At 46.8% G+C, this 26558-nt stretch carries 30 protein-coding genes and 2 pseudogenes; 5 read left to right on the forward strand and 27 right to left on the reverse strand.

Going from position 1 to position 26558, the window contains the following annotated elements; genetic code table 11:
• The first annotated feature begins 263 nt into the window (after positions 1 to 263).
• Complete coding sequence (locus VPR01S_RS10670) at positions 264 to 1163, forward strand: endonuclease/exonuclease/phosphatase family protein (protein WP_040902566.1); 900 nt, start codon at positions 264 to 266, stop codon at positions 1161 to 1163.
• Between the two features lie 151 nt (positions 1164 to 1314).
• Here VPR01S_RS10670 and VPR01S_RS10675 read toward each other — a convergent pair whose 3' ends face one another.
• Genes VPR01S_RS10675 through VPR01S_RS10685 form a run of 3 tightly spaced genes read right to left on the reverse strand, consistent with a single transcriptional unit; the run spans position 1315 to position 2511 of the window.
• Positions 1315 to 1749 (reverse strand): YeeE/YedE family protein, encoded by a 435-nt coding sequence (locus VPR01S_RS10675; protein ID WP_040902584.1) that lies wholly within the window; start codon positions 1747 to 1749, stop codon positions 1315 to 1317.
• A 22-nt stretch (positions 1750 to 1771) separates the two neighbouring features.
• Positions 1772 to 2191, reverse strand: coding sequence for a YeeE/YedE family protein (locus VPR01S_RS10680; protein WP_021705344.1), 420 nt, complete (start codon positions 2189 to 2191; stop codon positions 1772 to 1774).
• 17 nt (positions 2192 to 2208) lie between these two features.
• Entirely contained in the window at positions 2209 to 2511 is a 303-nt protein-coding gene (locus VPR01S_RS10685) for an ArsR/SmtB family transcription factor (protein ID WP_021705345.1), read from the reverse strand.
• A 156-nt stretch (positions 2512 to 2667) separates the two neighbouring features.
• On the opposite strand from VPR01S_RS10685, the pseudogene VPR01S_RS22790 reads away from it, so the two are divergent.
• A pseudogene (locus tag VPR01S_RS22790) lies at positions 2668 to 2843 on the forward strand (YgaP family membrane protein); the annotation flags it as partial.
• Positions 2844 to 2882: 39 nt separating this feature from the next.
• The gene (locus VPR01S_RS10690) at positions 2883 to 4586 is read left to right on the forward strand and encodes an FAD-dependent oxidoreductase (protein ID WP_021705346.1); all 1704 of its coding nucleotides are present in this window, start codon (positions 2883 to 2885) and stop codon (positions 4584 to 4586) included.
• A 39-nt stretch (positions 4587 to 4625) separates the two neighbouring features.
• Here VPR01S_RS10690 and VPR01S_RS10695 read toward each other — a convergent pair whose 3' ends face one another.
• The 7 genes from VPR01S_RS10695 to VPR01S_RS10725 all read right to left on the reverse strand — a co-directional run bounded on the left by VPR01S_RS10695 (position 4626) and on the right by VPR01S_RS10725 (position 8682).
• Positions 4626 to 5003, reverse strand: a complete 378-nt coding sequence (locus VPR01S_RS10695; RefSeq protein WP_162147559.1) for a nuclear transport factor 2 family protein — start codon at positions 5001 to 5003, stop codon at positions 4626 to 4628.
• 22 nt (positions 5004 to 5025) lie between these two features.
• Positions 5026 to 5331: an NIPSNAP family protein gene (locus tag VPR01S_RS10700; protein WP_021705348.1), complete on the reverse strand. Its 306-nt coding sequence runs from the start codon at positions 5329 to 5331 to the stop codon at positions 5026 to 5028.
• A gap of 48 nt (positions 5332 to 5379) precedes the next feature.
• Positions 5380 to 6042, reverse strand: a complete 663-nt coding sequence (locus tag VPR01S_RS10705) for a glutathione S-transferase family protein (RefSeq protein ID WP_021705349.1) — start codon at positions 6040 to 6042, stop codon at positions 5380 to 5382.
• Between the two features lie 24 nt (positions 6043 to 6066).
• Entirely contained in the window at positions 6067 to 6597 is a 531-nt protein-coding gene (locus VPR01S_RS10710; protein ID WP_040902568.1) for a shikimate kinase, read from the reverse strand.
• Between the two features lie 96 nt (positions 6598 to 6693).
• Entirely contained in the window at positions 6694 to 7251 is a 558-nt protein-coding gene (locus tag VPR01S_RS10715; RefSeq protein WP_021705351.1) for a GNAT family N-acetyltransferase, read from the reverse strand.
• 18 nt (positions 7252 to 7269) lie between these two features.
• Positions 7270 to 8187, reverse strand: a complete 918-nt coding sequence (locus VPR01S_RS10720) for an EamA family transporter (protein WP_021705352.1) — start codon at positions 8185 to 8187, stop codon at positions 7270 to 7272.
• A gap of 81 nt (positions 8188 to 8268) precedes the next feature.
• On the reverse strand, positions 8269 to 8682 hold the full coding sequence (locus VPR01S_RS10725) for a DUF1090 domain-containing protein (protein ID WP_245580789.1): 414 nt from the start codon (positions 8680 to 8682) through the stop codon (positions 8269 to 8271).
• A 351-nt stretch (positions 8683 to 9033) separates the two neighbouring features.
• Between VPR01S_RS10725 and VPR01S_RS10730 the strand changes: the two genes are divergently transcribed.
• Complete coding sequence (locus VPR01S_RS10730; protein ID WP_021705354.1) at positions 9034 to 9840, forward strand: SDR family NAD(P)-dependent oxidoreductase; 807 nt, start codon at positions 9034 to 9036, stop codon at positions 9838 to 9840.
• 34 nt (positions 9841 to 9874) lie between these two features.
• Positions 9875 to 11200, forward strand: a complete 1326-nt coding sequence (locus tag VPR01S_RS10735) for an aminotransferase class I/II-fold pyridoxal phosphate-dependent enzyme (protein WP_021705355.1) — start codon at positions 9875 to 9877, stop codon at positions 11198 to 11200.
• 102 nt (positions 11201 to 11302) lie between these two features.
• Here the strand turns inward: VPR01S_RS10735 and VPR01S_RS10740 are convergent, their stop codons facing one another.
• The 17 genes and pseudogenes from VPR01S_RS10740 to VPR01S_RS10810 form a co-directional block, all read right to left on the reverse strand.
• Positions 11303 to 11788 (reverse strand): RDD family protein, encoded by a 486-nt coding sequence (locus tag VPR01S_RS10740; protein WP_021705356.1) that lies wholly within the window; start codon positions 11786 to 11788, stop codon positions 11303 to 11305.
• Positions 11789 to 11905: 117 nt separating this feature from the next.
• Positions 11906 to 12304 (reverse strand): VOC family protein, encoded by a 399-nt coding sequence (locus VPR01S_RS10745; protein WP_021705357.1) that lies wholly within the window; start codon positions 12302 to 12304, stop codon positions 11906 to 11908.
• Positions 12305 to 12418: 114 nt separating this feature from the next.
• Entirely contained in the window at positions 12419 to 12835 is a 417-nt protein-coding gene (locus VPR01S_RS22265) for a GFA family protein (RefSeq protein WP_021705358.1), read from the reverse strand.
• 28 nt (positions 12836 to 12863) lie between these two features.
• A complete protein-coding gene (locus VPR01S_RS10750) occupies positions 12864 to 13223 on the reverse strand; it encodes a hypothetical protein (protein ID WP_021705359.1) in 360 nt (119 codons plus the stop codon).
• A 29-nt stretch (positions 13224 to 13252) separates the two neighbouring features.
• A complete protein-coding gene (locus VPR01S_RS10755; RefSeq protein ID WP_021705360.1) occupies positions 13253 to 13645 on the reverse strand; it encodes a hypothetical protein in 393 nt (130 codons plus the stop codon).
• Entirely contained in the window at positions 13645 to 13857 is a 213-nt protein-coding gene (yidD, locus tag VPR01S_RS22270; protein WP_245580791.1) for a membrane protein insertion efficiency factor YidD, read from the reverse strand. Before yidD ends, VPR01S_RS10755 begins: the two co-directional genes overlap by 1 nt.
• A gap of 14 nt (positions 13858 to 13871) precedes the next feature.
• On the reverse strand, positions 13872 to 14087 hold the full coding sequence (locus VPR01S_RS10760; protein ID WP_021705361.1) for a DUF4177 domain-containing protein: 216 nt from the start codon (positions 14085 to 14087) through the stop codon (positions 13872 to 13874).
• Positions 14088 to 14518: 431 nt separating this feature from the next.
• Positions 14519 to 15217: a DUF3592 domain-containing protein gene (locus VPR01S_RS10765; protein WP_021705362.1), complete on the reverse strand. Its 699-nt coding sequence runs from the start codon at positions 15215 to 15217 to the stop codon at positions 14519 to 14521.
• A gap of 40 nt (positions 15218 to 15257) precedes the next feature.
• Complete coding sequence (locus VPR01S_RS10770; protein ID WP_021705363.1) at positions 15258 to 15632, reverse strand: hypothetical protein; 375 nt, start codon at positions 15630 to 15632, stop codon at positions 15258 to 15260.
• A gap of 201 nt (positions 15633 to 15833) precedes the next feature.
• Positions 15834 to 16526, reverse strand: coding sequence for an aspartate/glutamate racemase family protein (locus VPR01S_RS10775; RefSeq protein WP_021705364.1), 693 nt, complete (start codon positions 16524 to 16526; stop codon positions 15834 to 15836).
• Positions 16527 to 16646: 120 nt separating this feature from the next.
• Positions 16647 to 18449 (reverse strand): class I poly(R)-hydroxyalkanoic acid synthase, encoded by a 1803-nt coding sequence (gene phaC / locus VPR01S_RS10780; protein WP_021705365.1) that lies wholly within the window; start codon positions 18447 to 18449, stop codon positions 16647 to 16649.
• A 57-nt stretch (positions 18450 to 18506) separates the two neighbouring features.
• The gene (locus tag VPR01S_RS10785; RefSeq protein ID WP_021705366.1) at positions 18507 to 18854 is read right to left on the reverse strand and encodes a phasin family protein; all 348 of its coding nucleotides are present in this window, start codon (positions 18852 to 18854) and stop codon (positions 18507 to 18509) included.
• A gap of 34 nt (positions 18855 to 18888) precedes the next feature.
• A complete protein-coding gene (locus VPR01S_RS10790) occupies positions 18889 to 20094 on the reverse strand; it encodes an acetyl-CoA C-acetyltransferase (protein ID WP_021705367.1) in 1206 nt (401 codons plus the stop codon).
• 12 nt (positions 20095 to 20106) lie between these two features.
• Positions 20107 to 20847 carry an SDR family oxidoreductase gene (locus VPR01S_RS10795; protein ID WP_021705368.1) on the reverse strand — a complete coding sequence of 247 codons (741 nt, stop codon included), beginning with the start codon at positions 20845 to 20847 and terminating at the stop codon, positions 20107 to 20109.
• 517 nt (positions 20848 to 21364) lie between these two features.
• Entirely contained in the window at positions 21365 to 24424 is a 3060-nt protein-coding gene (locus VPR01S_RS10800; RefSeq protein ID WP_021705369.1) for an efflux RND transporter permease subunit, read from the reverse strand.
• Positions 24421 to 25475: pseudogene (locus VPR01S_RS10805) on the reverse strand (efflux RND transporter periplasmic adaptor subunit). Before VPR01S_RS10805 ends, VPR01S_RS10800 begins: the two are co-directional and overlap by 4 nt.
• Complete coding sequence (locus tag VPR01S_RS10810) at positions 25475 to 26548, reverse strand: efflux RND transporter periplasmic adaptor subunit (protein ID WP_040902573.1); 1074 nt, start codon at positions 26546 to 26548, stop codon at positions 25475 to 25477. Before VPR01S_RS10810 ends, VPR01S_RS10805 begins: the two are co-directional and overlap by 1 nt.
• Positions 26549 to 26558: the final 10 nt, after the last annotated feature.

Genomic DNA, 26558 nt, shown 5'->3' on the forward strand with positions numbered 1-26558 from the left:
GTTATCCACAAACACACCATATAGGGTGATTTCTTATCTAACTACCACAATATATTGTGGCGTATTTAACGAGAACGACCACTGAAAAGTATTGATGTAGATCAACCAAAACAGACGGGAGATTAAGAACAAATCGATCTTATTGCGCGTGATCTCAATTGAAAAAGAAACTGTGAAAATTCAATTTTTTCCCATATTTGAACTTGATTTTTTGCGAGAGTTGCTAGGATAAGGAACACAGACATCAGAAGGGTGTATCAAGTATGAAAACGACTATTTTTCGTTCATTTTTATCGGCAGCGATACTATTTGGCTTCTCACTTCCTGCTACTGCTCAATCAGTCGCTGTGACGTCTTGGAATATCGAATGGCTATCCAGTAATCCGTCGCCGTCCGTGACAGAGTCCCAACGTGGCGAAGAGGACTTCAAACAGCTTGCGAATCATTTTCGTCAATTCACACCCGGGATCCTGGCATTTCAGGAGGTGAATGATTATGGCGCTATCAATCGCGTGGTCGGTGATGATTACCAGTTGGTGATGTCAGACCGTTCCGAGTCCGGAAACGGGCGCTTTCAGTTTAGCGACATCAATCAATATACAGGGTTTGCGATTAAGCGCGGTATTCCGTTCACTAATGTGAAAGATGTCCGGCTGGACAAAGGCCAAAGTAGCAAACTCCGATTTGCAACTTACGTGATTCTTTATCCAGATTCAAATCGCCCCGTACATGCGTTGTCCGTTCATCTGAAGGCTGGTTGCAGCGGCGCTTACCAAAATGAGCGAGAATGCCGTATTCTTAATTCTCAGGCCAAAGCGCTCAACACGTGGATTTTGGATCGAACCCGTACTGGCCAGCCATACCTGATTATGGGAGATTTCAATCACAATCTGGCTTATCAGGGGGATTGGTTTTGGTCGACCTTAGTGAAAGGTTTGGATGATGAACCTACATTGACGACACGCTACACCAAAGCAGAATGTAAGGTTCGCTCCAACAAAGACCCTAAACGCACTCATCAGTTTAGATCCTTGATCGATCACATTATTGCCAGTCCGGATTTCGATGCCGGGCCGGCAAAACAAAATACGTTTAGCAGTGAGGATGTACTCAAATTTAAACTGAGCGATCATTGCCCTGTCAGCACCCAACTGAAATGGTAACGGCTCTGCCGGGTCTCCCGGCAGAGGTCATCAGCTAGCTCCGCTTCTTCATCACCGAGTAATAGAACACTGATATCGAATTGTGAACATAGGTGGTCCTCCCCGAATCACATCCACGTGTGTCAGGTTATGTCATCTGAGCGGGTGCGTTTTATACTTTCTTGAACGTCAGCATCCAATGCATCGCTCCAATCCCCACCATCATTGCGATAAAAAATGTCCATACCCCAGGGTTACCTAACGCCAGACTCGATACTGCGGGACCTGGGCAAATTCCAGCCACTCCCCAACCGACACCAAATAATGCCGCTCCTCTCAGAAGATTCGCATCAATACGCTTATTGTCTGGCACACAAAATGTGTGAGCCATCACTGGCGCCGATGTGTTTCGAATCGCAAAGAAGTACGCTGGCATGAAGACCATCAAGGCGCCCCCCATCACGAATATCAGACTGGGATCCCACTCGCCAGCAACATCTAAAAAGCCGATCACTTTGGCCGGATCAGCCATGCCTGATATCACCATGCCTAACCCAAACAACATACCGGAAACCCCAGCAGCCAACCGAAACAACACTTTGTTCATCATCAAGAATACTCTCTTATTCTCATACGACGTGAAGACGAATAAACACCGTGACACCGGCCACCAGCATGAACGTCATCGTAGCCACAATAGAACGCCGTGATAAACGACCGATCCCACAAATGCCATGCCCGCTGGTACAGCCATTCCCCAACCGAGTACCCAAACCGACCAACAAGCCAGCCGCCACCAACATCAAAGTGCTGTAGTTAAATTCGTCTGGCGCGTGCTCAGCATAGGCCAGAGCGCCAAGGAATCCACCTGCAACCATACCGACGATAAACATCAATCGCCATGAAAAATCTTCGTGCTTTGGCGTTAATAGCCCTTTCAAAATGCCACTAATACCAGCAATTTTACCGTTCACTAGTAACAGCATCGTGGCCGAAACGCCCAATAGCACGCCACCTGCTAATGATTCCCATGGAAAAGAAAATGACATGACTTCACACTCCTTCACTACTGACAAAACACGCTGTGCAAACTGGTGATCAGGTGCGAGATTCTGGGATCCGCTAAGGAATAAAACACCTGTTGCGACTCTTTTCTCGCCTGAATCATCTGATGCTTTCTCAATACCGTGAGATGCTGAGAAAACGCAGACTGACTGAGCGATGAGTTCTTCTGCAACTGACCCGCCCCGACTTCACCTTGCGTTAACTGGCACAACACCATAAGCCGCTCAGGATGCGCCATAATTTTGAGCAGCTCAGCCACTTCCTCAACGTTTGATTTCATTTGATCAATGTTGGCTGTATCCATAGAAGGTCTCATACTCATACGACTTATTTAGATGTTACTAATAAATGAAACTTAGTCAATACTAAATTAGCATTAACAGATTTAGTAATATTTACATTAGACTTTGCTAAAATTTAATCTTATAGTAAACGCGTCATCCAGTGTATGGGATACACAATGACGATCGAGAATGGTGTTAGAGTATTGGCAGGCAGTATAATTCTAATTTCATTACTGTTAACCGCTTTGTTCATCCTGGCTTTGTATGGTCAACGACATTTATTGGCCTGAACCTAATTCAAAGTTCATTCACGGAACTATGTCCGGCAGCGGCAATTTTGAGAAAACTGGGACGGCACGAAAGCGTCAACCAAATTAAGCGGAGTGAGAATATGACAAAAATAGTGATCGTTGGTGGCGTAGCAGGCGGTGCCTCCGCGGCAGCTCGTGCTCGCAGACTGAGTGAAGACGCAACCATCATCATGTTTGAACGGGGGCCGTTCGTTTCTTTCGCCAACTGTGGTCTGCCCTACCACATTGGTGGTGACATCAAGGAACGCAGTAACCTCCTCCTTCAGACACCAGAAAGCTTCAAGGCGAGATTCAACGTCGATGTACGTGTCATGAACGAAGTAACCCACATAGACCGCAACGCCAAAAAGGTCACGATCAAAAACCTCGTTGATGGCAACGAATATACCGAAAGCTACGACTTTTTGCTGCTCAGCCCGGGGGCAGCTCCGATCGTTCCACCGATCCCAGGTTTGAGCAACCCATTGACGCATTCACTGCGTAATATTCCTGATATGGACAAAATCCTCCGGACACTACAAATGAACAAGCCTGAACACGCCACTGTTGTCGGCGGTGGTTTCATTGGCCTGGAAATGATGGAGGCATTCCACCAACTCGGTATCAAAACGACCTTAATAGAGATGGCTGACCAGGTTATGACTCCCGTCGACCGGGAGATGGCAGGTCTGGTACACGAAGAGATCCGAAGCAAGGGCATCGATCTTCGTCTTGGCGTCGCTTTAGAGTCTGTTGAGTACCAACTTAACCCCTCGATGGCCAGTCAGGACTCCGGAGAGAGCGATGAGCACCAACACATTGAAGGCGAGTTGACGCTGTCCCTCAACAATGGTGACACATTGGTGACTGACATTCTCATCATGGCAATTGGCGTACGTCCCGAAACCACGTTGGCAAGCCAGGCGGGTTTACAACTCGGTGAACTTGGCGGTATTGCCACGAATGCAGCCATGCAAACCAGCGATCCCTTCATATACGCTGTTGGCGATGCCGTTGAGGAAGCTGATTTCATCACGGGTAAACCGACCTTAGTGCCTCTTGCAGGGCCAGCGAACCGACAAGGACGTATGGCCGCAGACAACATGCTGGGTCGGAGTGAGTCTTATCAGGGAACACAAGGCACGGCAATCTGTAAAGTCTTTGATCTGGCCGTGGCCTCCACCGGTAAAAACGAAAAACAACTTCAGCGAGAAAACCTTGTGTACGAGAAAGTCTACGTACATACCGCCAGCCACGCCAGTTACTACCCTAGCGCTGAAGTGGTGTCATTTAAGCTCTTGTTTGACCCTGTTTCCGGCCGGATTTTCGGCGCACAAGCTGTTGGAAAGGACGGTGTCGACAAGCGTATTGATGTCATGGCGGTGGCGCAGCGTGCTGGTATGACCGTTGAACAACTTCAACATCTGGAACTGACCTATGCACCGCCCTATGGCAGCGCCAAAGACGTCATCAACCAGGCGGCGTTCGTTGCCAGCAATATCATGAAGGGTGATGCCAAAGCCATTCACTACCACGATATGGATCAACTCGGTGACGAGCAGATCATTCTGGATGTGCGTAATCCGGGTGAACGCGACAACAATAACCACATCGCCGGGGACATCAATATTCCGGTCGATCAATTAAGGGATCGCTTGAATGAACTGCCCAAAGACAAAGAAATCATTATTTACTGTCAGGTTGGATTACGCGGTAATGTTGCTTATCGTCAGTTAGTAAACAATGGTTTCCGCGCCAGAAACCTGTTAGGCGGTTACCGCACTTACAAGTTCTCACAAGCTTGATAGAACGAAGAGGGAGAGCTTATGCTCTCCCTCTCTGTGCTAACCATTTTGTGGCAGTAACAATGACGCATGCGCTGCGACAACTCTTAACATGTTGTTCTCCCTCGCCCATACACGAGTAAAAACAAACTCACCACTTGCTTCCTGTCCTTCATAACGACCTTCAATGGCCGCATTGGTCTGCACGATTGCTGAATCAGCTAACAGTATGATCTGCATTTCTGACAGCTCGATCACGCCTAGTTTCAGTTGCCCGGCCTGATGCATTGCAATATCCGCCGCTTTGCCTATGCGCTGACCAAGGTGATTGACGAATATCAGCGAGTCTGACAGTAAATCGGATAACGTCATCACGTCCGATTCCAACATTGCTCGTTTCAGCCTCTGCTCACTATCCTCAATGTCTTTACGTTGCATCTCGACCCCCTCGTGCATTCGTTTAATCCAATACCGGGCGGAAGAAGCTGCGCTCATAGCTAATAATGCAGTCGGTTTCTTCAGCAAACGCAAACGCGGCCTTACACGCATCATCCTGAAAAGAGTCGGAGCGGTACTTATCATAAGCACTCAACGACTCAAACGTGAATAAAGCCAGCGCCACATTACTCACCCCTTCTGATGGCAGAAAATATCCGTGATGCTGTCCGCCAAACTTTTCGACCAACGGAATCCACATTTTGGCATATTGTTCAAACAGATCGACTTTCTTGGGATCAATAACGTATCGCAAATAACAGGTGATCATAGAGTTCTCCTTACTCTTATCGTGTTGAAGTAGGTAACGTGCCCCGCTTCATCTGGCGTCCGGCAGACTCCCATAAATAAACGGACTCAGATCAATGTCTTCCAGCTCACAAACCGCCTTGATGGTCGGGTGTTCGCATAAGCGCCTGAGGTAAGACGCCAGATGGGGAAACGTCAGCGGCGAGCGTGCCACGGGTAATGACCATTCCGCCAGCATAAACAAAAAGAAATCACATGCACTGATTCGCTCGCCAAGCAGGTATTCGTGATCTGCGAGTTGTTGATCGAGCAACGCGAGTGCTTCCGCGATTCGTTCGTCCTGCGCCGCCACCACATGAGGAATAGTACTGTCATCCGTAGTGTGGCGGTGTGGGTAATAACGAACCATCAGCTCAGCCTGTAAAGTGTTGTTTAAATAAGCTAACCACTGAAAAAACATCGGCCGAAGAGGATCACCTAATGGCGGGATCAATCCATATTGAGGGTGAGACTCACACAAATGAATACAGATCGCAGGGCTTTCAAAAATGGCCTGTCCATTGTCCACCAATGTCGGTATACGCCCAGCAGGATTGAGTTTACGATACTCCGGCGACTTTTGTGAATTCGTCTGTTTATCAACCAGTAACAGCGTGTAGTCAAGCTGCATCTCGTGCAGTAAAAAGTGCGGTGCCAAGCTGGCGTTGTTCGGATAATAATAGAGTTGATACATGGTGATTCTTTTCTATGCCGTAGATTAAGCTTGTTGGTGAATAAATTCCTGCGCCATTTTGGGGCTGGTCAGACGAACAAAGCGAATGTGTTCAAACTGCGGATCCTGACTCATTGCCTGATACCGCTCTCGGTTACGATGAAAGTGCTTAATGCTCCACCACACGACAGACTCTTTGCTAAAAAACGACTTCCTGAATGTTTCCACGTTGCCTGTTCCAGGCCAGATCTCCTTGCGGGTAGCCGAACGTACCAACGCCCTTGTGACCGCCTGATACACCGTTCGTGAAAATGAATAATCAATCCATATCACCGTATCCACGTTGGACCACTTGATCGGTACCGTGCGGTTGTAATTCCCATCCAATACCCAGCAGTCCCTTTCAAGACGCTGGATTAAAGCGGCGAAAAATTCGTCATCACTGGACTCCTGCCAATTTGCTTTCCAGAACAAAGCATCCATCTCCACATGCGGGTAACGCAGTTTATCCGCCAACTGACGACTAAATGTCGACTTACCACTACCACTTGTGCCAACGACATTAATCTTTTGCATTTTAGCGTCCCCGTAACGCAATTCGGCCTTTCCAAATACCCAGTGTTATGTGTCCACTTGGCGTTATTCACCTGCGACGCAGATGTCGTTTTATTCCTATTGGGTCACATCACTGGCAAGCAACCCGTACAATGCGGAATCAGAGATAACGCCGTCGATCTCCCAACGTTGGCGTAACATCCCTTCCTGCACAAAACCCAGTTTTTCCAATGCATTGGCAGAAGAGGTATTCAACGGATCAATTTCCGCTTCGATTCTGCGCAATGACAACTGGCCAAACCCGTATTCAATCAAAGCATTCGCGGCTTCGCGCACGTAGCCTTGCCCCCAATTCGCCTTTCCTAAGCCAAAACCAATCTCAGCACGGCGGGAATGTGCACTGTAACTGAACAACATGCACTTACCGACAAGCTGTTCGTTGCTTTTCAGGTACATACCCAGAGTTAACGACTCCCCACTTACCATGGCGCTGTGGCTGGCTTGAATAAACGCTTTTGAATCATCAATTGTTTGCCAGGGAGGCGAATTCCAGTATCGCATGACTTCATCATCGGAAAAGATAGCAAACAAAGGCTCTGCATCCCCCATATCCAGTGGACGTAACACCAGACGCTCTGTTTCCAAACTTGGAAAAAACAATTCTTTCTTACTCATTCGTTCCTCTTTCGTTGATTAATTCGTGTCTGCTTTTTGTCTGACGGCCGTTCTAAGCCTGACACGTTTGATTACAGCACTCGCGACTCGCTCTCCCAGTACAGACACCGACAGACCCAGCAGTATCAGTGCACCCGCAATCACCTCCAGTCCGCTCATTTTTTCGTTGAGTAAAAGCGATGAAGCGGCGATACCAACAATAGGGATAAGCAAAGCAAACGGTGTCACAAGCGCGGCCGAATGGTGTCTCAGCAACCATCCCCACAGAGCAAACGCAATCAAAGTCGAAACATACCCGACATAAGCCAACGACCACCATGACTGACTGGTTGTTGCCATCAAGACGCGAAGCGGCTCTTGAGTTTCAAACATATAGGAAACGACAAACAAAGGTAGCGGCGGGATGAGACTCACCCAGACCATAAAATGCAGCAGATTCACTCCCGCCATACGTTTCATGATTAGATTAGAGAAAGCCCAAAACAACGCAGCACACAAAATTAGTGTCACACCCAGTAACGTAGCACTGCCATTAGCGGTGAAAAAGAACAGGCTAAAGCCCGTCGTGGCTAGGCACATTCCCGATATCTGAAATCGGCTGATGCACTCTTTAAACATCAACACGCTCAGCAAAACCGTAAACAGAACTTGTGCTTGCAGCAACAGCGAAGAGATACCTGCTGAAGCGTCTGTTTTCATGGCAACAAACAAAAAACTGAACTTCAGGATACCAAGAAAGAGCCCAACGCCGATCACATTCCACATCGACGTTTTGGGGAACGGAACCAGAAAAACCGCAGGAATTGCAACAACCAGAAACCTTAGCCCAGAGAACAAGATCGGCGGGAGTTCGTTCAAGCCAAATTTGATGACGGAGAAATTCACGCCCCAAATCAGCACCACTAAACACGCGCAGGCAATACTTTTGACATCCATTTCAGCTCTACTTAGACGGTCCCATTCCCCGGCAACCGTTCACCATCATCTACTGTATTATTCAGGAAGCACCTTACCTGATTAGCTAAAACGTTGAAGCTCTTGTTGACGTAGCTTCAACTCCTGGCGCTTTTCTTCAATCTTACGCTGGTATTTGCTGACCTTATCGAGTTTTCCCTTGGCTTTAGCATCTTCAAGATCGGCTTGGTACTCGGCGATGTCGCGGTTAAGTTCGTCAATCTCGTTAGTCAGCTCTTGTTGCAGTTGATCGTCGCTACAATGTGTTTTTGCCTCTTTCAACGCTTTATTTAGCCCGGAAAGTTTAAACGGATTCCCCTCGTCCTTGGCGATCTGGATCTGGCTTTCAATTTCGCAAAATTTCCGCTCACAACCGGACAGATCCTGACAATCATTGGCGAATGCCTGTCCTCCTATCACGAAGCTCAACAGGCCAACAGGTACACGAATAACAGATTTTAAACGTAACAATTTCACAGACATATCTCCCAGCTTATTCCTATAATGCAAGGCTACCCTACCCCTGCCCGGGTTCACGAGCAAGCATTGAGCGGATATTGATACCCAATCACGCCAAATTTCGCAGCTTGCGTGATTCAACTTGCAATGAAATTACCCTGATAAATATCTGACTTTTGTTTTTAACACCAACAACATATTACTGTAACATTTATCAGCACCCAGCCAAACAATTTATAAAAAAAATTTTTAATCATGCTTATTATGGAACCTTGCTCAAAGCAAAAGAAATAATTTAATTTATTTCTCGTTTATACATTAAAACTATCCTAATTTTCCCTCTGACATTAAAACCGCTACTGAGCAAACATGAAATATAAATTCAATAATAAGCAAGCCATTATTACTGGTGGTTCTGCTGGCATTGGCCTGTCTATAGCAAAAAAACTGGCTTCTCTTGGTTGCCAAATCCATTTAATTGCAAGGGATAAAGAAAAGTTAACAAAAGCGAAATTCAATATTAATGAAACTTACCCTAACGTTAATATTGAAATTTATTCTGTGGATTTGAAAAATAAAGAACTGCTAGAAGAAACCATGATTTCTATCGGGAAAAATCATGGTATCGATATTCTAGTAAATAATGCCGGAGTCGAGGCATACGGAAAGTTTGAAGACATAGAAGAGACAGCACTTCGACATGTATTCGAAGTAAACTATTGGGCTGCGGTTAACGCCACACGCGCCGCAATCCCTTATCTCAAGAGCAGCTCTTGCGGACATGTGAGTTTTGTCTCCAGTGTTGCTGGCTATCTGGGAGCTTTTGGTTATGTCAGTTATGCACCGACTAAATTTGCGGTCACAGGCTTTGCTGAATGTCTGAGAATGGAGATGAGACCTCACAACATTGGCGTCAGCATTGTTTTTCCTCCAGATACAGACACCGATATGTATACACGAGAAAAACAAAACCAAATACCTGAAGCGAAAGCATTAAGTAAGCACGGAAAAGTAATCAGCCCGGATTTAGTGGCAAATAAATTAATAAAAGCCATTGAAAAAAGTCAATTCGAAGTACTTTGTAACAAAGAAAGCATATTAGTTAAAAAGTTTAAGAACTTATTTCCATCATTGTATTACAAAACGCTAGATCGAATTATTGATTCTTCACTCTAATATTAACAACCATTACATTAAGGAAAATGTAAAAATGAACGAAAAGCTCAACGATTTTTATCAATACGCCAAAATCATGGTCAGTCACAACATTGCTCATCTCGATCTGGATGACATCGTCGAAAACGGTTTGTATCTCCGTTCTGGCGGAAAAACAATGCGTAACTATGGTTCTTGCAGCTACTTGTGTGTTGAAAATGATCCGCGCCTGAAATCGGCGGCGATTGCCGAAATTGAACGTAGTGGTACACAACTTTCCGCTTCCCGAGCGTATATGTCTCACCCACTGTACAGTACCATCGAGAATAAGCTTAACACGCTTTTCGGCGGACATGTTTTATTGACCGCGACCACAACACTCGGTCACTTGAGCGCTCTACCAGTATTGGTTGAACGTGGGGATCTTCTACTGGTCGATCAGCAAGCACACTCAAGCATTCAACTCTCTGCCAAAGTTGTTGCGGCGTCTGGCGCCGAAGTGAAAGTGGTGAAACACAATAATGTCGAAGCGGTCAAACAAGCTTTGGAAGACGGCCAACATTACCGGAAAATCTGGTATGCCACGGATGGTGTATTTAGCATGTACGGCGATTTAGCGCCACTGAATGAACTGCGCGATTTGCTAGAACAGTTCCCTAACTTCTGGCTATATATTGATGATGCTCACGGTGCAGGATGGCGCGGACAGAATGGCAAAGGTTTTGTTTTGGGTGAACATGACTTGCATGACAGAACGGTGGTCGCCATTTCATTCTCGAAGTGTTTCGGTGTCGCTGGTGGCGGCTTGGTGTTGCCGAATCAGGAACTGTACCAACTGGTGCGTTACTGTGGCCCGGCGTTTTCGTTTGGCGGCCCTCTTCAACCGGCTAACCTCGCCGCGCTCAACGCTTCTCTGGATCTGTTCATGAGTGACGAAATTGCACAACTGCAAGGTCAGCTGTTTGATTTGATTGAATACTTTAATCAGTGCGCTGCAGAACAGGGGCTGCCACTGATCGCTGCGACATCCAGCCCAATCCGCTTTATTGCCGTCGGCAACGAAGAAGTATGCAGCAAGGTCATCAATAAGCTGATGGGCCGAGGTATCTATGTCAACATTGGCGCCTTTCCTGCTGTTGGTAAGGGCAAGTCCGGATTACGTATCGCACTGAATATTTCTCATACTAAACAAGATATCGATGTGCTTTGTCGCGAGATCGCCATCTGTATGAACGAAGCCATTAACGAAGCGATGTTAGAGCAAGAGGGTTGTTATACTGAAAACGTCTTGCTGAAAGCATTCAACAAAGAAATTTCGTGTGAAAACGTCATCAAGAAAATCAAAAGCTCCGCCTGGAGCCAGATGCGCGTTGCCAGTTAATCTTCTGTTCAAAGTGTTTCAACTGCGCTTAGTTAAGTAGATAGTTAAGCCCCAAAGGCATTAGTGCTGTAGGGGCTTAGTTCATTTTAGAATACTGCTGCGTTACGCTCGGTTTACCACTATCGTACGCGCGAGTTTGTCTCCGATTCGCTGGCGACGCTTAGACAATATAAACACCGCGTCCAGTGCTCCGAGAACTGGCGTAAGAATATTGCGAAGCAAAGATTGCCAATACGTACAATAGTGTCCGCTGCGCCGGTCTATCACCGACATACCCAACATCTTTTTCCCCAGACTTTGCCCGTTAGCGAACCCGTCTGAAAAAACAAAATACACACATGCCGGAATCAATGCATAACCACCGATATACTCTTTGGAAACAGGCAACCACTCAACAAACGCAAAGCTCGCCAGGAAAATGCCCCAGGCGATGAGCATGTCGATCATCTGGCCCAGATAGCGCCTACCCGGACTGGACAAAACGTTGCTTAACCGCCGCTCCTGCGGAGATAACTCTATTGAGGTGATCTCTGGTTCTGCCGCCTCAAACTCGTGTTTTGCCTGACTGCACTTGACTTCGATTCTCACGTTACTTATTCCATCCTGTGGTATGTAAGCCACACTACACGCATCCAATACCGTGGCCGTCACAGCCACAGTATTGCTACGCGATACATTCTTGTGGTCGATAGCGGTATCTAAACATTAATGACCAGGCCAAAAGAACTCGATCCGAATACCGCTCGGCTCGAAACACATCATGTGTTTGGCTGGGCCTTCACCGATTTTCTCTGGCGCAAACTCCACCTCAACACCTGCGTCCATCATACGTTGATAAACCGCGTTTAAATCAGCTTCTTTGTCTAACGCCAGTGCCAAGTGATGAAGCCCCACGTTTCGTTTTCGATCAAAGGTTATCGCACTGTCGGTTCGTACTTCCCAGAGCGTCAACATAATGCGACCATCGCTGACAAAAATGGCCGGATACGCCGGATTGCGCTTCACTTCTTTCCAACCCAGCAGATCGACAAAAAAGCGAGCACTTTCTTCAAGTTTTGATACCGTCAATCCAATATGGTGAGTCCCGCATGTCATTGAAGTCATAGAGTTTCCTTATTCACTAATATAAAATCAAACTCATAATCAATAATGCCTATCAATAGAACAAGCAGTGTGAACTGAAGAAGATGTTCTAATCTTTGGAACAATCTTTTTCAGCTAAGTTTTACCTTTTGGTAACTCATCAAACTCAACTAAGTGATGGATGCCTTTTGACCATTGCACCTGACGGCTCACAAATATTTTAGCATCCGGAGTCTGTAAGATTGGTGTGTCCAGGCAACCCGCAGGAACCATCAAGAAGCTATGTTGATTATCTAAGGAAGGCACTGGGGAACCACATTGCTGGCAAAAACTTTTCTGATGCAGGCTACCGGGTAAACGATATGTTGTAAGTAACTCTTGCCCACAGTGCCAGAAAATATTGGACGGAGGGATAAACAAGCTGGCAGCATGAGCCGAACCGCTGTCTTTTTGACAATGTTTGCAATAACAAAGATAGAATCCGTCAAATGGCCCTGTCACATCGAAACGGATACTGCCACACAAGCAAGAACCTGAATATCGCGGACGCATTGCCTTCTCCTTTGCTCATATTGTCAGACTAACGCATATCGACGCCAGATAAAGCAGCTAAGACGAATAACATCAAGCCTACGAAACTGAACGGCAGCAGAGCAAACAGGTAAGCGAAAAATACCGCGCCTTTGTGCACTAACGTTGCTTTAACTTGGGCAGGTATGCGTTTGTGCATCCATACGGTTCCAATCACTGAGCAGATGCACCACATTCCAGCCGTAAACCAAATCAGTTCGTCACTGCCACGCTCTAGCACGTTGACCGTTACGACGAAAAATGCGCCATGCATTAAAACCAACAACGAGAAAAACTTGAACATTGTCTTCTCACTTAGCTTACTGGTTTCATTGTTGGTCGTGCTCGACTCAACAACAGGCTTAGTCATCCTTGCCTTTCCTTGCTGTATAGACCAACTTAGCCACTTTTTTGTACATCATTTAATATTTGGCTGGATGTATCGTAATTATATTGGCGGGCGATTTTCTGTGAGAAAAACAACTGAGGGAGTTCATACACCACCAGACCAACAATTAACAAAGCCGGCCAACGATAACCTAAGGACAAGCCAATAATGGACCCGACAAGCAAGGTAAATTCAATAGCAAAGACTTTATATCTTTTTAAATAGATATGATGAAACCCGCCTAAAAACAACCAGTTAAGTACGGCATACGTATCTGGATCTTTCAATTCACGAACCTGGCGTTTATAGAACGCTTTTTTCTTTTCTTCAGTCAGTGAATTGACCTTACTTCTGAGGTCTTCTTCTTTATCTTTCAGCTCTTCCCATGGTTCAAGCAGTCTCATCAAGGTACCTCATCATATATTTTTTCAATCAGATTTGGGTTATTGCAACGTTTAATTCGCGAGATCCCCAGTTTCCAACCCTTGATTGCACCATATTTCTCAATGCATTGTTTTGTGTATTCTGAACAAGTCGGTTCAAAATTACATTCAATATTAAGTAGCTTTTTAGAACCACCGCTACGTTGGTAGCGGTGGATAAGCTTTAAAGACACTATCTTGAGCAAGATTAGCGGCCTAGCGTGATCAGAACAGCTTCACGTTTCCAGAACAACATGAATCGCTTCTGCTCTACAATTTGAAAAACAACCTGCCAACCATCTTGTGCATACTGATTCAATTCAGCTTCCATTTTCTGAACCGGAAGGCCACTTGCTCCGAGGAAAATCGTACCGCAACCGCCTTCAACAATGTGAACTACTTTATACTCTGTAAACTTTGTCATTATTTAACCAACTATCTCTTTTAAAATTATCATTTGGCACACTGGCCGGTATAACAATAAAAATCACAACATGAACCTAAAATACAAACACTGACGTACACCGTTTCTGACAGATTAAATTCATTCTTGTGTCGCCACCTATTAGACAACCAATACGGTAGCGACCGCGATTATACAAAACTGAGATATTGAGCCATTTAATTATTCACAGTGAATTTCTTATTTTATCGAATAAGTGATCTAAATCACTGTGTGAGCAAAAGATAATGACAAAGGTAATATTAAAATCGCGTATTTTCACCAACATAGAGAAAGACCACCATTTGCGGTCACGTCGGTGCATTGAAGTAGTGAATGTTTTGATTTTGTCTGGCTCAACTGGTTTCAGCCAATAAAAATGCCTCGAAGTGAGGCATCTTAGTCGCGCGATGTTAACCGGCTAACTGAGGCAAAAATGAAATATCCATATAATATTTATTTGGATCGCTCTGATCTATCAGAACCGTGACTTCACCACCTTTAATATGCTCACTCGGATCAAACCAGATGTTGTCACTCATGAAGACATGCAGCTTCGACGTTTTAGGATTTGTCCACTGAGCCGTAATTTGGTATGGGTTACGGCCATTGGCGATGACTGAACTATTAAGTTGCACTCCCGCCAATTTCGCCTTAACTGGCTCGCCATTCCTTTTTAAATATGCAACCCGATTATTTTTCCAACAGCCAAAAGCAATCATTGACGCCCCAATCAGAAAAAACACCGCTCCTAGCCCGCCGAGGATGACAGCCCCACCCCACAATGAAAAGAAGCTGTCGATCATGGCATCTTCGGGAAAGGAAGGATTATAAAACACATCGACTTTCTCACCGATATCAAACGCAGGTGGATTACTGCTGCTGGAAGAGGTGATTTCAACTAAAGAACCATCTGAAGCAGTAAATGCCACCAGCGGCCGATAAGTATTTGAATCACTCGAACGCGAAAGCAACAGATCAACCACCGTGCCTTGCGCTATTTGTGATTGACTGAGGAAGCTTTGAGTGTTGGCAAACATAAAATAGGCGCCAATCAACATGCCAAGCCCGATGACGGAGAAGAAGTATTTTACTATTTTTATTGTTTTCATTGAGTTGCTCATAATCTGATGGATAGGGATTTTTGATCATTCACTCAGTGTCTTGCATAAGACGAATACTGAACACATCGTTTGCCGAACCGCCGATGAAAACAGGTTCGCTATTATCCAGTCTGACACTGGTCGTCAGACTTTGACTGGCATACCGATCTTTTGCTTGCTTAGACACCACCACATCAACCAGATACCCTGAATCTTGTGGGGTCACAGTGCCAAAAAAGCTCACCACGCCTGTGTCCGTGTCTTCCGAACCATTAAATACATTCCCCTTCGTAATATCAGCGGTAATCGTCAAATCGCCGTTGTTGAGTACGATTCGATTTGGCTCGACTAAGGCCGTCTGAGCAAACGCCAATCCTGTCGTCCAGGACAACAGGAAAACTACAAACTTAGTTCTTGTTTTCATTGTTAATTTATACAAAAGATAATCGACGAGGCGCCTATTATGCACAAAATAGAATAATATGATATTCCATATTGGCAAATACCATAACGACACACTCTATAAGGCAAACCAGGCATCAATGAGCAGGCACCCACCCCAAATAGAACAGAAGAAATGACGATTACCGCCGCTTTTCAACCGTTGTAACCGTCATCGGATAAATTAAGATATTGCTGCTTTGACAGCGGCCTGAGCGTGAATGGCTGTGGTATCGTACAAAGGCACTTCACTGTCCGCTGACTGAATCAATAGCGCAATCTCCGTACAACCCAGAATGACGGCCTGAGCGCCTTGTTCATGGAGGTCCGCGACGATGGTAAGAAATTCGTCTTTCGAGCGAGGATTAAACTGCCCTAGGCATAACTCATGGTAAATCACCTCATGCACCAGCTTACGCTGAACCCCGTTAGGAACGATGACCTCAATACCATGACGCTCACTTAAGCGCTCTTTATAAAAGCCCTGTTCCATAGTAAATGCCGTCCCCAGCAAGCCGACTTTTTCAACACCATCTCGCTTGAGGGCCTCAGCCGTCGCATCAGCAATGTGCAACAAAGGAATCGTAATACGCTGCTGAATGTCATCGGCCACTTTGTGCATTGTATTGGTGCAAATCAGCAAAAAATCGGCTCCCGCACGTTCGACAGATTGAGCGGCGTCGATCAGGATCTCGGCGGTCTTCTGCCATTCTCCCTGATGTTGTAAAGCTTCTATTTCAGCAAAGTCGACACTGTTTAGGATGAGTTTGGCGGAATGTAACCCACCTAACGTTTGCTTTGTCGCGTGGTTGATCGCTGAGTAATAACTGGCAGTGGATTCCCAGCTCATGCCACCCAATAATCCGATTGTTTTCATTGAACCTCCCTATGTTCTGTAACCACTAGAACAGATAATTCTAAATGCAGCAAGCCAATGTCTTTCTACCTTACTTAAAGGCATAAAAAACCCGGAGGACCCGGGCTTTTAATGGTTACGTTACGCTTTTTGAGGCTCTGTTTGTTCTTCAGTTTCCACTATCGGCAAGACCTGCTTAACATACTGCCCCGGCGCATCGCCTAGCACTGGATAGTTTTCTGTCCCCTGGGCGGCAGGCTCGACCAAAGTATCTTCGCTGAACTGCAACAGCCACTGATTCCAGTGGGTCCACCAAGATCCCTCTTTGTGCGTCGCACTAGCAAGCCAGTCTTCCGCACTCTCTTCCAGAGTATCGTTGATCCAAAAGCCATATTTGTTGCGAGACGGATGATTAACAATCCCGGCAATGTGACCAGATTCACCGAGCACAAAGGTTTTATTCCCGCCCACATTTAACGCGCCTCGATAGGTTCCCTGCCAAAGCGCAATATGGTCTTCCTTGGTTGAAATAAAGTAGCTGGGGATCTTAATTTTATTCAGATCAATCCACACGCCACCAACTTTCACCCCTTTGTCCTGAATCAGTTTGTTCTCCAGGTAAAGTTCGCGCAGGAGGAAGTTGTGAGTCGGTGCCGCTACGTTGGTGCTGTCACTGTTCCAGTACAACAGATCAAAATCAACTGGGCTTTTCCCTTTCAGATAATTGTCAACGTAGTAATTCCAGTACAAGCTGTTCTCACGTAACAAACTGAACGTCACACTCAAAGAGCGCCCGTCCATATACCCTTTAAGGTTGTTCTGCACCTCAATGGCACTGACGATGGTGTCATTGATGTATGCTCCGACTTCACCTGGTTGTGAGAAATCAAGCAAGGTGGTAAAAAACGTGGCAGATTTAATTCTTTTCTTCATGCGCTTAGCGGCGTAGTAAGCAATTGTCGAGGCAAGTACCGTACCGCCGATACAGTAACCGACAGCATTCATCTGTTCCTGACCGGTGATCTCTTCAATCGCAGTTACCGCTTTCAACACACCTTCAGTGACATAGTCGCCGAATTCTACATGCGCTTGTGCTTTACCCGGATTACGCCAGGACATCATGAATACGCTGTGTCCTTGTTCCAGCAACCAACGTACCATTGAGTTCTTTTCGCGCAAATCAAGAATGTAATACTTATTGATAAACGGAGGCACAATCAACAGCGGTGTGGAGTGCACCTGTTCAGTCAGCGGACGGTATTGAATCAGCTCAAACAATTCATTTTGATAGACGATGTCTCCTGCGGTCGTCGCGACATCATGACCGACTCTGAACGCATTATTGTTCGTCATGCGAATTTTAAGAATGTCCGCCGACGACTCTACGTCCTCTTTCAGTTGCTCAAGGCCAGCCAACAAGTTTTCACCGTTTTTCTCCAGAGTCAGCTTCAATAGCTCTGGGTTGGTGGCGATAAAATTACTTGGTGATAGCGCGTTGATTGCCTGACGAGAGAAAAACACAATCCGCTCTTTGGTTTTTTCATCTAAGCCCTCAATACTGTTTATCGTATCCAGATACGTTTTGCTGAACAGCAGATAAGATTGCTTGATGAAATTATAGAAGGCTTCGCTTTGCCAACTTTCATCCACAAAACGTTTATCACCAGTCTCTGGCTCAATGACATCACCGAATTGCGCCGCTAACGCAACGTTTTGCCAAATCTGTAGTTGTTGCTGCCACCAGTCTGCCTGTAACTTCAGCATCACAGCAGGTTGGTTGGCGGCTTGCTCAAAAAACTTCAGGGAGTCTTCAAAGTTGACTTCCTGCATGGCTTTATTGAGAGGAGAATTTACGGCTGCCTTGGTGAGCTCAAGATCTTGCCACCATTGTTGATTGGTTTCCTGGAGCTTCATAAGGTAGTCCGAAAAGAAGTGTTGAAACATGTTGCTACTCCTGTATTCGGAAAAAAGCCGCTCACGGGGAGCGGCAAAGGCAGTGGTTTAAGCCGGGGTTACTGACTTAAGATTTTCCGAGGTAAGCTTTTCAACGTCTTCTTTGAATTCTTTCGCGATAGATTGCAGCTTGTTGCTGTCGTCCATCATTTGCTGAGACAGTTTCGTCAGAACTGATAGTTGCTGACTGTTAAATGCCGCCAGAGAAGTGACATCTTTGATTTCACTCGCCGCTTTCATTTGAGTCAGACCCATTTCACTGTAGGTACGAATAGCATTCAACTGAAGCTCAGTCAGCACTTCAACGTTCTTTGTAACCAGCTTGTTGAACTTGAAGTAAGGTTCCATGTTTTTCTCTGTTTGATCAGTGAAAGTCTTAAAAAAATCCGTGTACATGATTTTGCTCCTAATGGTTTGATAACTGATGTAATTAAACTGATTTAACAATAACTGCCGTACCCATACCGCCGCCCACACACAGTGAGGCAACGCCATAGTGACCTTTGCGTCGCATAAGCTCATGCACGAGTGTCACCAGAATTCGGTTTCCGGATGCGCCCAGTGGATGACCGAGTGCGATAGCACCGCCATTCACATTCGCTTTGCTGAGTATCGAATCTGTCGACACATCATGCTTTTCTGCTAAACGCTGAACCACACCTAGTGCCTGTGCTGCAAAAGCTTCGTTGAGCTCATACAAATCCATGTCGTGAGTCGTCAGGTTGGCTTTTTCCAGTGCGTGAGACACCGCCTCTACCGGACCTAACCCCATTACTTTGGGATCCAACCCGGTTTGAGCGTAACTGGTAATCTCGACAAGCGGCTGTAAACCTAACGCGTCGACAGCCGACTCAGACGCCAGGATGAGAGCGCTGGCGCCGTCATTCAAGCCAGACGCATTACCTGCTGTCACTGTGCCTTCTTTATCAAACGCAGGACGCAGACGTTGCAAGCCCGCCAATGTGGCATCGGATTTCGGGTATTCGTCCGTATCAAATTGCAACGAGTCACGCTTGACCTTGATCTCTACCGGTACAATTTCATCTTTAAACTTACCCGCTTCAATCGCCGTCACTGCTTTCTGCTGGCTATTCAAGGCGTACTCATCTTGCGCTTCACGGGAAATCCCTACTTCGCGAGCAATATTTTCCGCTGTCACGCCCATATGGTATTGGTTAAACACATCAGTCAGGCCATCGTTGATCAAAAGATCCACCAGATTCATGTTGCCCATTTTATGACCATCTCGAATGCTGGAAGGGACGATGAAGGGGATCTGCGACATCACTTCAACACCGGCCGCGACTACCACGTTTGCGTCACCACTACGAATATGAGAAACGGCGTCCATAACAGTTTTCATACCGCTGCCGCACACCATATTGAGGCTATATGCAGGCGTTGTTTCCGGAATTCCAGCCAGAATCGCCGCTTGACGTCCAACCCCCATGCCCTGACCTGCACCGACCACATTACCGACAAGCACTTCATCGACGGCCTCGGGATTCACTGCGGAAGATTCCAGCGCCCCCTTAATCGCAGCCGCGGCCAGAGGACCTGCCTGAACATTCTTAAGGCTGCCGCCGAACGACCCGATAGCGGTGCGCTTAGCCGCTACAATAAAAACTTTTTCCATGTTCCGAACCTCTTAATGCATGTATAAGCCGCCGTTAATCGACAGCGTTTCACCAGTAATATAGGCACCTGCATCACTTGCGAGGTAAGACACCGCTTGAGCCACCTCTTCCGGCTTAGCTAGGCGTTTCATTGGAATCTGATTGGTAATCGACTCCAGGACTTCAGGTTTCATCTGCGCCACCATAGGCGTAGCCGTGTATCCTGGCGCGACAACATTCACTGTCACGCCCGAGCGTGCGCCTTCCGCAGCCAGCGCTTTGGAGAAACCGATCATTCCGGCTTTGGCCGCCGAGTAATTCGTCTGGCCGAACTGGCCTTTCAAACCGTTAACTGAAGAAATATTGATGATTCGCCCATTGCCTTTTTCGCACATTGCGGCAAACAAAGGTTGAGTGACGTTGAATAAACTATTGAGGTTGGTCTCAATGACCTCTTTCCACGCCTGAGGCGTCATTTTTTTGAAGACACCGTCACGTGTGATACCTGCATTATTGACCACCACGTCGATGGTGCCCTCTTCGACCAGCAGTTCGCCAAGTCGCACCGCACACTCTTCTGTATTGGTGACATCCAGCTCAAACAGTCTGACTTGCTCTTCATTGAACTGTTTCTCATTGAACCATTCCAATGCGCATTCATAATTGCCTGTGTAGTAAGTAGCAATGACGCGATAGCCATCATTGACCAGTTGAGTAGAAATTGCAGAACCAATTCCGCCTTTTGATCCAGTGATCAAAGCGACTTTTTTCATCAATAGACTCCATTCCGAATTAACAGCCAGGTGTTGTCATACAAGCGCAGCGACTGACTACGCCAACCAACGTTATTAGTAATTTTTTTAGCAGCAACGTGCTTTGTCTAAACAACAAGCTAAGCAGCCAATGTGACATTTCAAATAAAAATTGAATAGGAATTCATTTGCTTGAGCTAACACGCATACAAAATGAAATGTTGTAAGGTTGTTAACCTTATATAACCTTTTGATATTTAAATGGTATTCTCAAATGTTAGATTCATCACAAAACACCTAAACAACTGAATAAAAAGGACTTTTAAAATTAAAGCACGTGTTGCATAAGGATTTGAGCGCGATGTAACATTTTTTAGAGCGGCGAAGAAAATCGTCATATCAACGACACAATGACCTTTTGTGGCCGTTGCGCTCGCAATTGACAAAGTGAATAATAATTCACAGAGTCACATATAAAAAAGCCCTGACATTGCTGTCAGGGCTGGCTCAAAAAAACAAACCTGGAATCTATCCGTGATTATCCGGCAGTGGACGGTTTGATCCGATAGAAAATCGCAAACAATACAGGTACTACAACGAGAGTCAGTATTGTGGCAAAGCCAAGACCTGCCATGATTGTGATTGCCATAGAGCCAAAAAATGCATCAAATACCAAAGGTATCATGCCCAAAATTGTCGTTAGGGCCGCCATACTGACCGGTCTGACACGGCTGATCGCACTGTCATATACGGCATTGTAAGAGCCCTTTCCGGAACTGAGCTCAATGTTGATTTGATCCATTAAAACTATCCCATTTTTTAGAATCATCCCACTCAGACTCAATAGCCCCAATAGTGCGGTAAAACTGAATGGCATGCCCGTCGCCAATAACCCCACAGAAACACCAATGATTGCCAGCGGTACCGTAAGCCAGATAACCAAAGGCTTGCGCACCGAATTGAACAAGAACATAGTGATGATGAACATGACCAGATAGCCTAGTGGGAGCGAACTGAACATGGCTTCTTGTGCATCCTTGGAGGATTCGTATTCTCCGCCCCAGGAGATGGCATAACCTTCAGGCAAAGGCAAGGCTTCCACTTGCGGTCGAATACGGTTGAACAGGCTCGCAGCCGTCTCGTCTCCCAACACATCGTGATCCGCCAACACGGTCAGCGTACGCTTACGATCCCGGCGTTGAATCAACGGATCCTGCCAGTCCAGCTCGACCCCATCAATCACTTGCTCGACTGGAATGTAGGTTTGCAATGACGGGCTCCAGATCTTAACGTTCGCCAAAGACTCAAAATCCACCCGTTCCTGCTCAGGCAAACGTGCCACTACAGGTAACATATGGGTGCCGTCACGAATCACACCAATGGAGGTCCCACCAAATGCCATTTGTAGCGTGTCAGACAGCTCCTGTTTCGAGATCCCCAGACGACGTGCTTTGGATTCATTGAACAGTGGCACCAATTCTTTGGTGCGCTCACGCCAGTCATGACGTACATTCCGAGCACCGGGGTCGGCGTAAAATACATCTTCGACATCAAGTGCGATTTCGCGCAGCACCTGTGGATCAGGGCCGGTGATTCGCGCTTCAATTTTAGATGCCGGTGACGGTCCGAATTCCATCACTTTGATTTGGAACGTCGGCTGATTAAACTCCTGGCTTAACGTCGCATCAAGACGCTTTAGCAATAGAAACATGTTTTCGCGCGTGTCCGCTCTGACCGTTAGTTGTGCATACGCTTCATAGCTTTTTTCTGGCTGATAGGTCAGCATGAAACGCTGTAGCCCCTGGCCCACGGTGGTGGTCACCGACTCAACGTGATCTTGCGCCGAAATATACTCTTGTACGCGTTCGGTCTGGGCGATGGTCTCGCGGATATCCGTTCCTTGCGGCATCCACATATCGACATGGAACATCGGCGTGTTTGACGCTGGGAAAAACGATTGTTTCACATTGCCAAAACCGATCACTGCCGCCACCATCATTGCCAACATCGCCGCTACTGTCAGCCAACGAAAACGCAGCGCAAATTTAAGTAGCGCACCGAACACGATAAACAACGCGCCTTTATACGGGTCGCTCTCTTCAGCGCCGCTTTTCTCCTCTTCTTTGAGCAGTAAGTCGGCCAGAAACGGCGTTAATGTCAGTGCGGTAATCCAGCTCAAAAACAAGGAGTAGCACAATACCCAGAACAGAGAACCCATAAATTCGCCAGTGGCATCTTCAGACAATCCGATGGGGGCAAACGCCGTAATGGCGATTACCGTTGCTCCCAACAGTGGCCACTGCGTCTGCTTGACGATATCCACTGCAGCCTGCAACTTGGTTCGCCCTTTCTTCAGGCCAACCAGTATCCCTTCAACCACCACAATCGCATTATCGACCAACATCCCAAGCGCAATGATAAGGGCACCCAAAGAAATTCGGTGCAGCTCGATATCGTTGTAATCCATCAGCATGAAAGTGCCGAATACCGTCAACAACAAGACCAGTCCAATGATGATGCCGCTGCGCAGCCCCATGGTGAACAGCAAGACAACGATCACGATCGCAACAGCTTCTCCCAGGCTGATCACGAAATCGCTGACCGATTTATCCACTTCCGCAGACTGATTATAGAAATAGTCCATCTCTACGCCTGCGGGTTTGATACTTTCAAGTACTGACAATTCGCTCTCGATAGCCTTTCCAACTTCAACCACGTTAACACCGGATGCAAACGAAATGGCCAGGTTAATCGCTGGCTTACCGTTGAACATCAACACGTTTTGCGGCTTTTCGGCAATCCCCCGGGATACTGTCGCCACGTCTTTCAGGCGAATCAAGTTGCCGGTATCACGACCATGGATAATCAAGTTTTCCAACTCTTGCACAGACGACATTGTCCCACTCGGTCGGATCACCAGCGATTGGCCGTTGACCATCACTTCTCCTGACTCGCGGACACTGTTTTGCTGATTTAAAATCCCCGTCACTGTGCTCATATCCAAATTCAACGCTGCAAGTCGATCTAAGGATATTTCGACAAATAATTGCTCTTGTTGATCGCCAGCAATAGACACTTTGCCCACCCCATCGATCAATTCCAACTCGCGACGCAGATAATCGGCATACCGTTTAAGCTCTACAGAATCGTAGCCATCTCCAGTCAACATCAGCATGATTCCGTATACGTCACCAAAATCATCTATGATTTGGATAGAGCTGACACCAGACGGAAGGCTTGGTTTTAGATCGTTGATTTTTCGACGCATTTCATCCCAGATCTGGGGCAATTTGTCCGGACCGTAGATCATTTTCATGCTAACGGTGATCTGCGACATCCCGTTCGACGACGTCGAGGTAATGTTGTCAATGTACGGTAGCTTGCGGATCTCTTGCTCCAGTGGGTAGGTCAACTCTTCTTCGACTTCCTGTGGTTTTGCTCCCGGATAGGATGAGATGATCATCGCATCTTTGATAGTAAACGCCGGGTCTTCCAAACGTCCCAATCCATTGAAGGCAAAAATGCCGCCAATCGCCAGAATGACCAGGAGCAGCCAACTGATCACTTTGTTCTTAATCGAGTATTCAGCGATGTTCACTTCGGCTCTCCCGTTATTTGCATACCATCACGCAGCTTTCTTAAGTTGGAATTAACGAGGGTATCTCCTTGCACAATTCCCTGATGCACGATCGCCCCGTCAGCGGTCACTTGGTCCACAGTGACCGCGACGCGCTCTGCCAGCCCTTGGTTGAGCTTCCAAACATAGAAATGCCGGTGGTCGGGGGCTGAGTCGATGGCCGTCATCGGCAATGGGTAGCCTTCCGCCACACCAATACCGGCTTTGACCATATCGACACTGACCTTGACGCTGGTTCCCGGAAGAACACGTGGTTCAACCTGAGGCATTTTGAGCCAGAACTGGTAAGTTTTCGTCTCAGGGCTCAGCTCACTGGTGTGCTCAAGGTAGGTCAGTGGATAATTCTGGCCGTGGCCTGCAAAGCTGGCGATGGGCTGATACGTTGAGTTGTCCAACAGAGGCTCTAAACGAGACAGCACCGAATCGGACACGTCTAACTGCACGTAGACATCTGTAGATCGATAAACACTCAAAACCGTTTCACCAGCGGCGGCGCGTTCAAAGTCTTGCTTAGGGACCTCTGAAACGATGCCGTCATACGGTGCTTTTAATTGCGTGTAAGACAACCGGGCAGCAGCAAGACGATAATTGGCTTGCGCCAGTTTGTAGTTGGCGTTTAACTCATCGTATTCTGATGTCGAAATCATGCCACTTTACGCAATTCCTGACCTCGGTTTAACTGGCGTGAAGCCAAGTTCAACTTTGCTTTAGCATCGGCCACACTTTGTTTTACTTTGGCGTCATCTAATATCGCCAGTACCTGACCTTTAGTGACGGCGTCACCTTCTTGTACGGCCACTTTTTTAATTTCGCCCTGTAAGCGAAAAGCCAGTGGGGTCAGCTCTGGAGCCACCACCTGACCATTAAAGACACGAAATTGGGTTGCAACAGGCGCAGTGACTTCAAGGGTATCCACCACCATAGGTGGCTTTGGTCGGTGTTCAGTGGCTGGGGTGCATCCCTGAGCAATTAGCCCGGCCAAGGCAATCGCGGAATAAGTTTTTATCTGCATCAGATACCGCCTTCTTTTGTCCACGCTTTAACACGCTGCCCCTGACTTAACCCCTGGGCGCCCGCTTCTACCACCAGATCCCCTTGTTGCAAGCCAGCAACCACATAACCATCGTCATTGATAGTGACGCTGGTTTTCTGCACAGTCTGATCCGATTCGTTAAACGTCCAGACAACCCCTTTGCCAGTACTTTTCTCAACCCAGGCGGGCTCTGCGATACGATAATTCGGCACAGAGCCCTCACTTTGGAGGTTGACCTGTCCCGTCATGTCAGGCAACAGAGCTAAGGTTTTGGGAGTGCGGATGGTGACTCGAGCGGTATAGCTATTGGTGTCTGGATTAGGACGCGTTGATATCTCTTTGAACTGCGCCGGTATCGAAAGATCACGTTGGCTGTCCATTGTGACAGACAACGGTGAACTGGCGATGCCATCAATACCGTACTTTTCGACGTAACTTACCGGAATAGTAAAAATGACGTCCATCACCTGATGGTTTAACAAATTCATCACCGGCTGCTTCGCGTCAACGACCTGGTTGGATTCCACCATCGTCAGCGACACAACTCCGTCGAATGGCGCAGTCATGCGCGTATATTCCAAATCGGTTTTTGCTTGCTCTAAGGACACCTTCGCGGCTTTGAAATAGGTTTCCGTTTGATCGAAGCTGTCAGTGCTAATCAGTTTTCGTTCCACTAATTGTCTGGCGCGCTGATACTGTGTTCTTGCTAAATCGTATTCAGCCTGGCGTGCATCCAGTGCTAACTGAAAGTCTGTCGGATCCAGATATGCCAATACGTCTCCCTTACGGACTTTACTCCCCATGTGCACAGGCATGGCAGCGATCTCGCCCGCCACCTGAAAAGAGAGTGCAGCCCTGTCAGTGGCATCAACTTTGGCAATAAAGTGTTCTGTATGGCTATGACTCAGATCTGGCACCGCACTGAGCTTGACAGGCGTCACTACCATCGGTACTTCTTCGGATACCGCATTGTCACAGCCTGCCAAAATAAGTGTGAGGCTCATGGACAGAACCAGTGAACTCTGTTTGATGGATTGATAGTTTTTGTGCATTTGTCGCATC

The organism is Vibrio proteolyticus NBRC 13287, from assembly GCF_000467125.1.
GTDB classification, from domain to species: domain Bacteria; phylum Pseudomonadota; class Gammaproteobacteria; order Enterobacterales; family Vibrionaceae; genus Vibrio; species Vibrio proteolyticus.

Bases quoted from the DNA above. Each gene is read 5' to 3' on its own strand.
- VPR01S_RS10685 (WP_021705345.1), bottom strand. From the start codon at position 2,511: ATGGATACAGCCAACATTGATCAAATGAAATCAAACGTTGAGGAAGTG.
- VPR01S_RS10720 (WP_021705352.1), bottom strand. From the start codon at position 8,187: ATGGATGTCAAAAGTATTGCCTGCGCGTGTTTAGTGGTGCTGATTTGG.
- VPR01S_RS10695 (WP_162147559.1), bottom strand. From the start codon at position 5,003: ATGCAACGTAAAGACATTGAGGATAGTGAGCAGAGGCTGAAACGAGCA.
- VPR01S_RS10735 (WP_021705355.1), top strand. From the start codon at position 9,875: ATGAACGAAAAGCTCAACGATTTTTATCAATACGCCAAAATCATGGTC.
- VPR01S_RS10750 (WP_021705359.1), bottom strand. From the start codon at position 13,223: ATGACTAAGCCTGTTGTTGAGTCGAGCACGACCAACAATGAAACCAGT.
- VPR01S_RS10705 (WP_021705349.1), bottom strand. From the start codon at position 6,042: ATGTATCAACTCTATTATTATCCGAACAACGCCAGCTTGGCACCGCAC.
- VPR01S_RS10760 (WP_021705361.1), bottom strand. From the start codon at position 14,087: ATGACAAAGTTTACAGAGTATAAAGTAGTTCACATTGTTGAAGGCGGT.
- VPR01S_RS10700 (WP_021705348.1), bottom strand. From the start codon at position 5,331: ATGATCACCTGTTATTTGCGATACGTTATTGATCCCAAGAAAGTCGAT.
- VPR01S_RS10810 (WP_040902573.1), bottom strand. From the start codon at position 26,548: ATGCACAAAAACTATCAATCCATCAAACAGAGTTCACTGGTTCTGTCC.
- VPR01S_RS10715 (WP_021705351.1), bottom strand. From the start codon at position 7,251: ATGAGTAAGAAAGAATTGTTTTTTCCAAGTTTGGAAACAGAGCGTCTG.
- VPR01S_RS10675 (WP_040902584.1), bottom strand. From the start codon at position 1,749: ATGAACAAAGTGTTGTTTCGGTTGGCTGCTGGGGTTTCCGGTATGTTG.
- VPR01S_RS10670 (WP_040902566.1), top strand. From the start codon at position 264: ATGAAAACGACTATTTTTCGTTCATTTTTATCGGCAGCGATACTATTT.
- VPR01S_RS10770 (WP_021705363.1), bottom strand. From the start codon at position 15,632: ATGAAAACAAGAACTAAGTTTGTAGTTTTCCTGTTGTCCTGGACGACA.
- phaC (WP_021705365.1), bottom strand. From the start codon at position 18,449: ATGTTTCAACACTTCTTTTCGGACTACCTTATGAAGCTCCAGGAAACC.
- VPR01S_RS10745 (WP_021705357.1), bottom strand. From the start codon at position 12,304: ATGACTTCAATGACATGCGGGACTCACCATATTGGATTGACGGTATCA.
- VPR01S_RS10785 (WP_021705366.1), bottom strand. From the start codon at position 18,854: ATGTACACGGATTTTTTTAAGACTTTCACTGATCAAACAGAGAAAAAC.
- VPR01S_RS10765 (WP_021705362.1), bottom strand. From the start codon at position 15,217: ATGAAAACAATAAAAATAGTAAAATACTTCTTCTCCGTCATCGGGCTT.
- VPR01S_RS10795 (WP_021705368.1), bottom strand. From the start codon at position 20,847: ATGAAAAAAGTCGCTTTGATCACTGGATCAAAAGGCGGAATTGGTTCT.
- VPR01S_RS10710 (WP_040902568.1), bottom strand. From the start codon at position 6,597: ATGCAAAAGATTAATGTCGTTGGCACAAGTGGTAGTGGTAAGTCGACA.
- VPR01S_RS10690 (WP_021705346.1), top strand. From the start codon at position 2,883: ATGACAAAAATAGTGATCGTTGGTGGCGTAGCAGGCGGTGCCTCCGCG.
- VPR01S_RS10775 (WP_021705364.1), bottom strand. From the start codon at position 16,526: ATGAAAACAATCGGATTATTGGGTGGCATGAGCTGGGAATCCACTGCC.
- VPR01S_RS10680 (WP_021705344.1), bottom strand. From the start codon at position 2,191: ATGTCATTTTCTTTTCCATGGGAATCATTAGCAGGTGGCGTGCTATTG.
- VPR01S_RS10755 (WP_021705360.1), bottom strand. From the start codon at position 13,645: ATGAGACTGCTTGAACCATGGGAAGAGCTGAAAGATAAAGAAGAAGAC.
- VPR01S_RS10790 (WP_021705367.1), bottom strand. From the start codon at position 20,094: ATGGAAAAAGTTTTTATTGTAGCGGCTAAGCGCACCGCTATCGGGTCG.
- VPR01S_RS10730 (WP_021705354.1), top strand. From the start codon at position 9,034: ATGAAATATAAATTCAATAATAAGCAAGCCATTATTACTGGTGGTTCT.
- VPR01S_RS22265 (WP_021705358.1), bottom strand. From the start codon at position 12,835: ATGCGTCCGCGATATTCAGGTTCTTGCTTGTGTGGCAGTATCCGTTTC.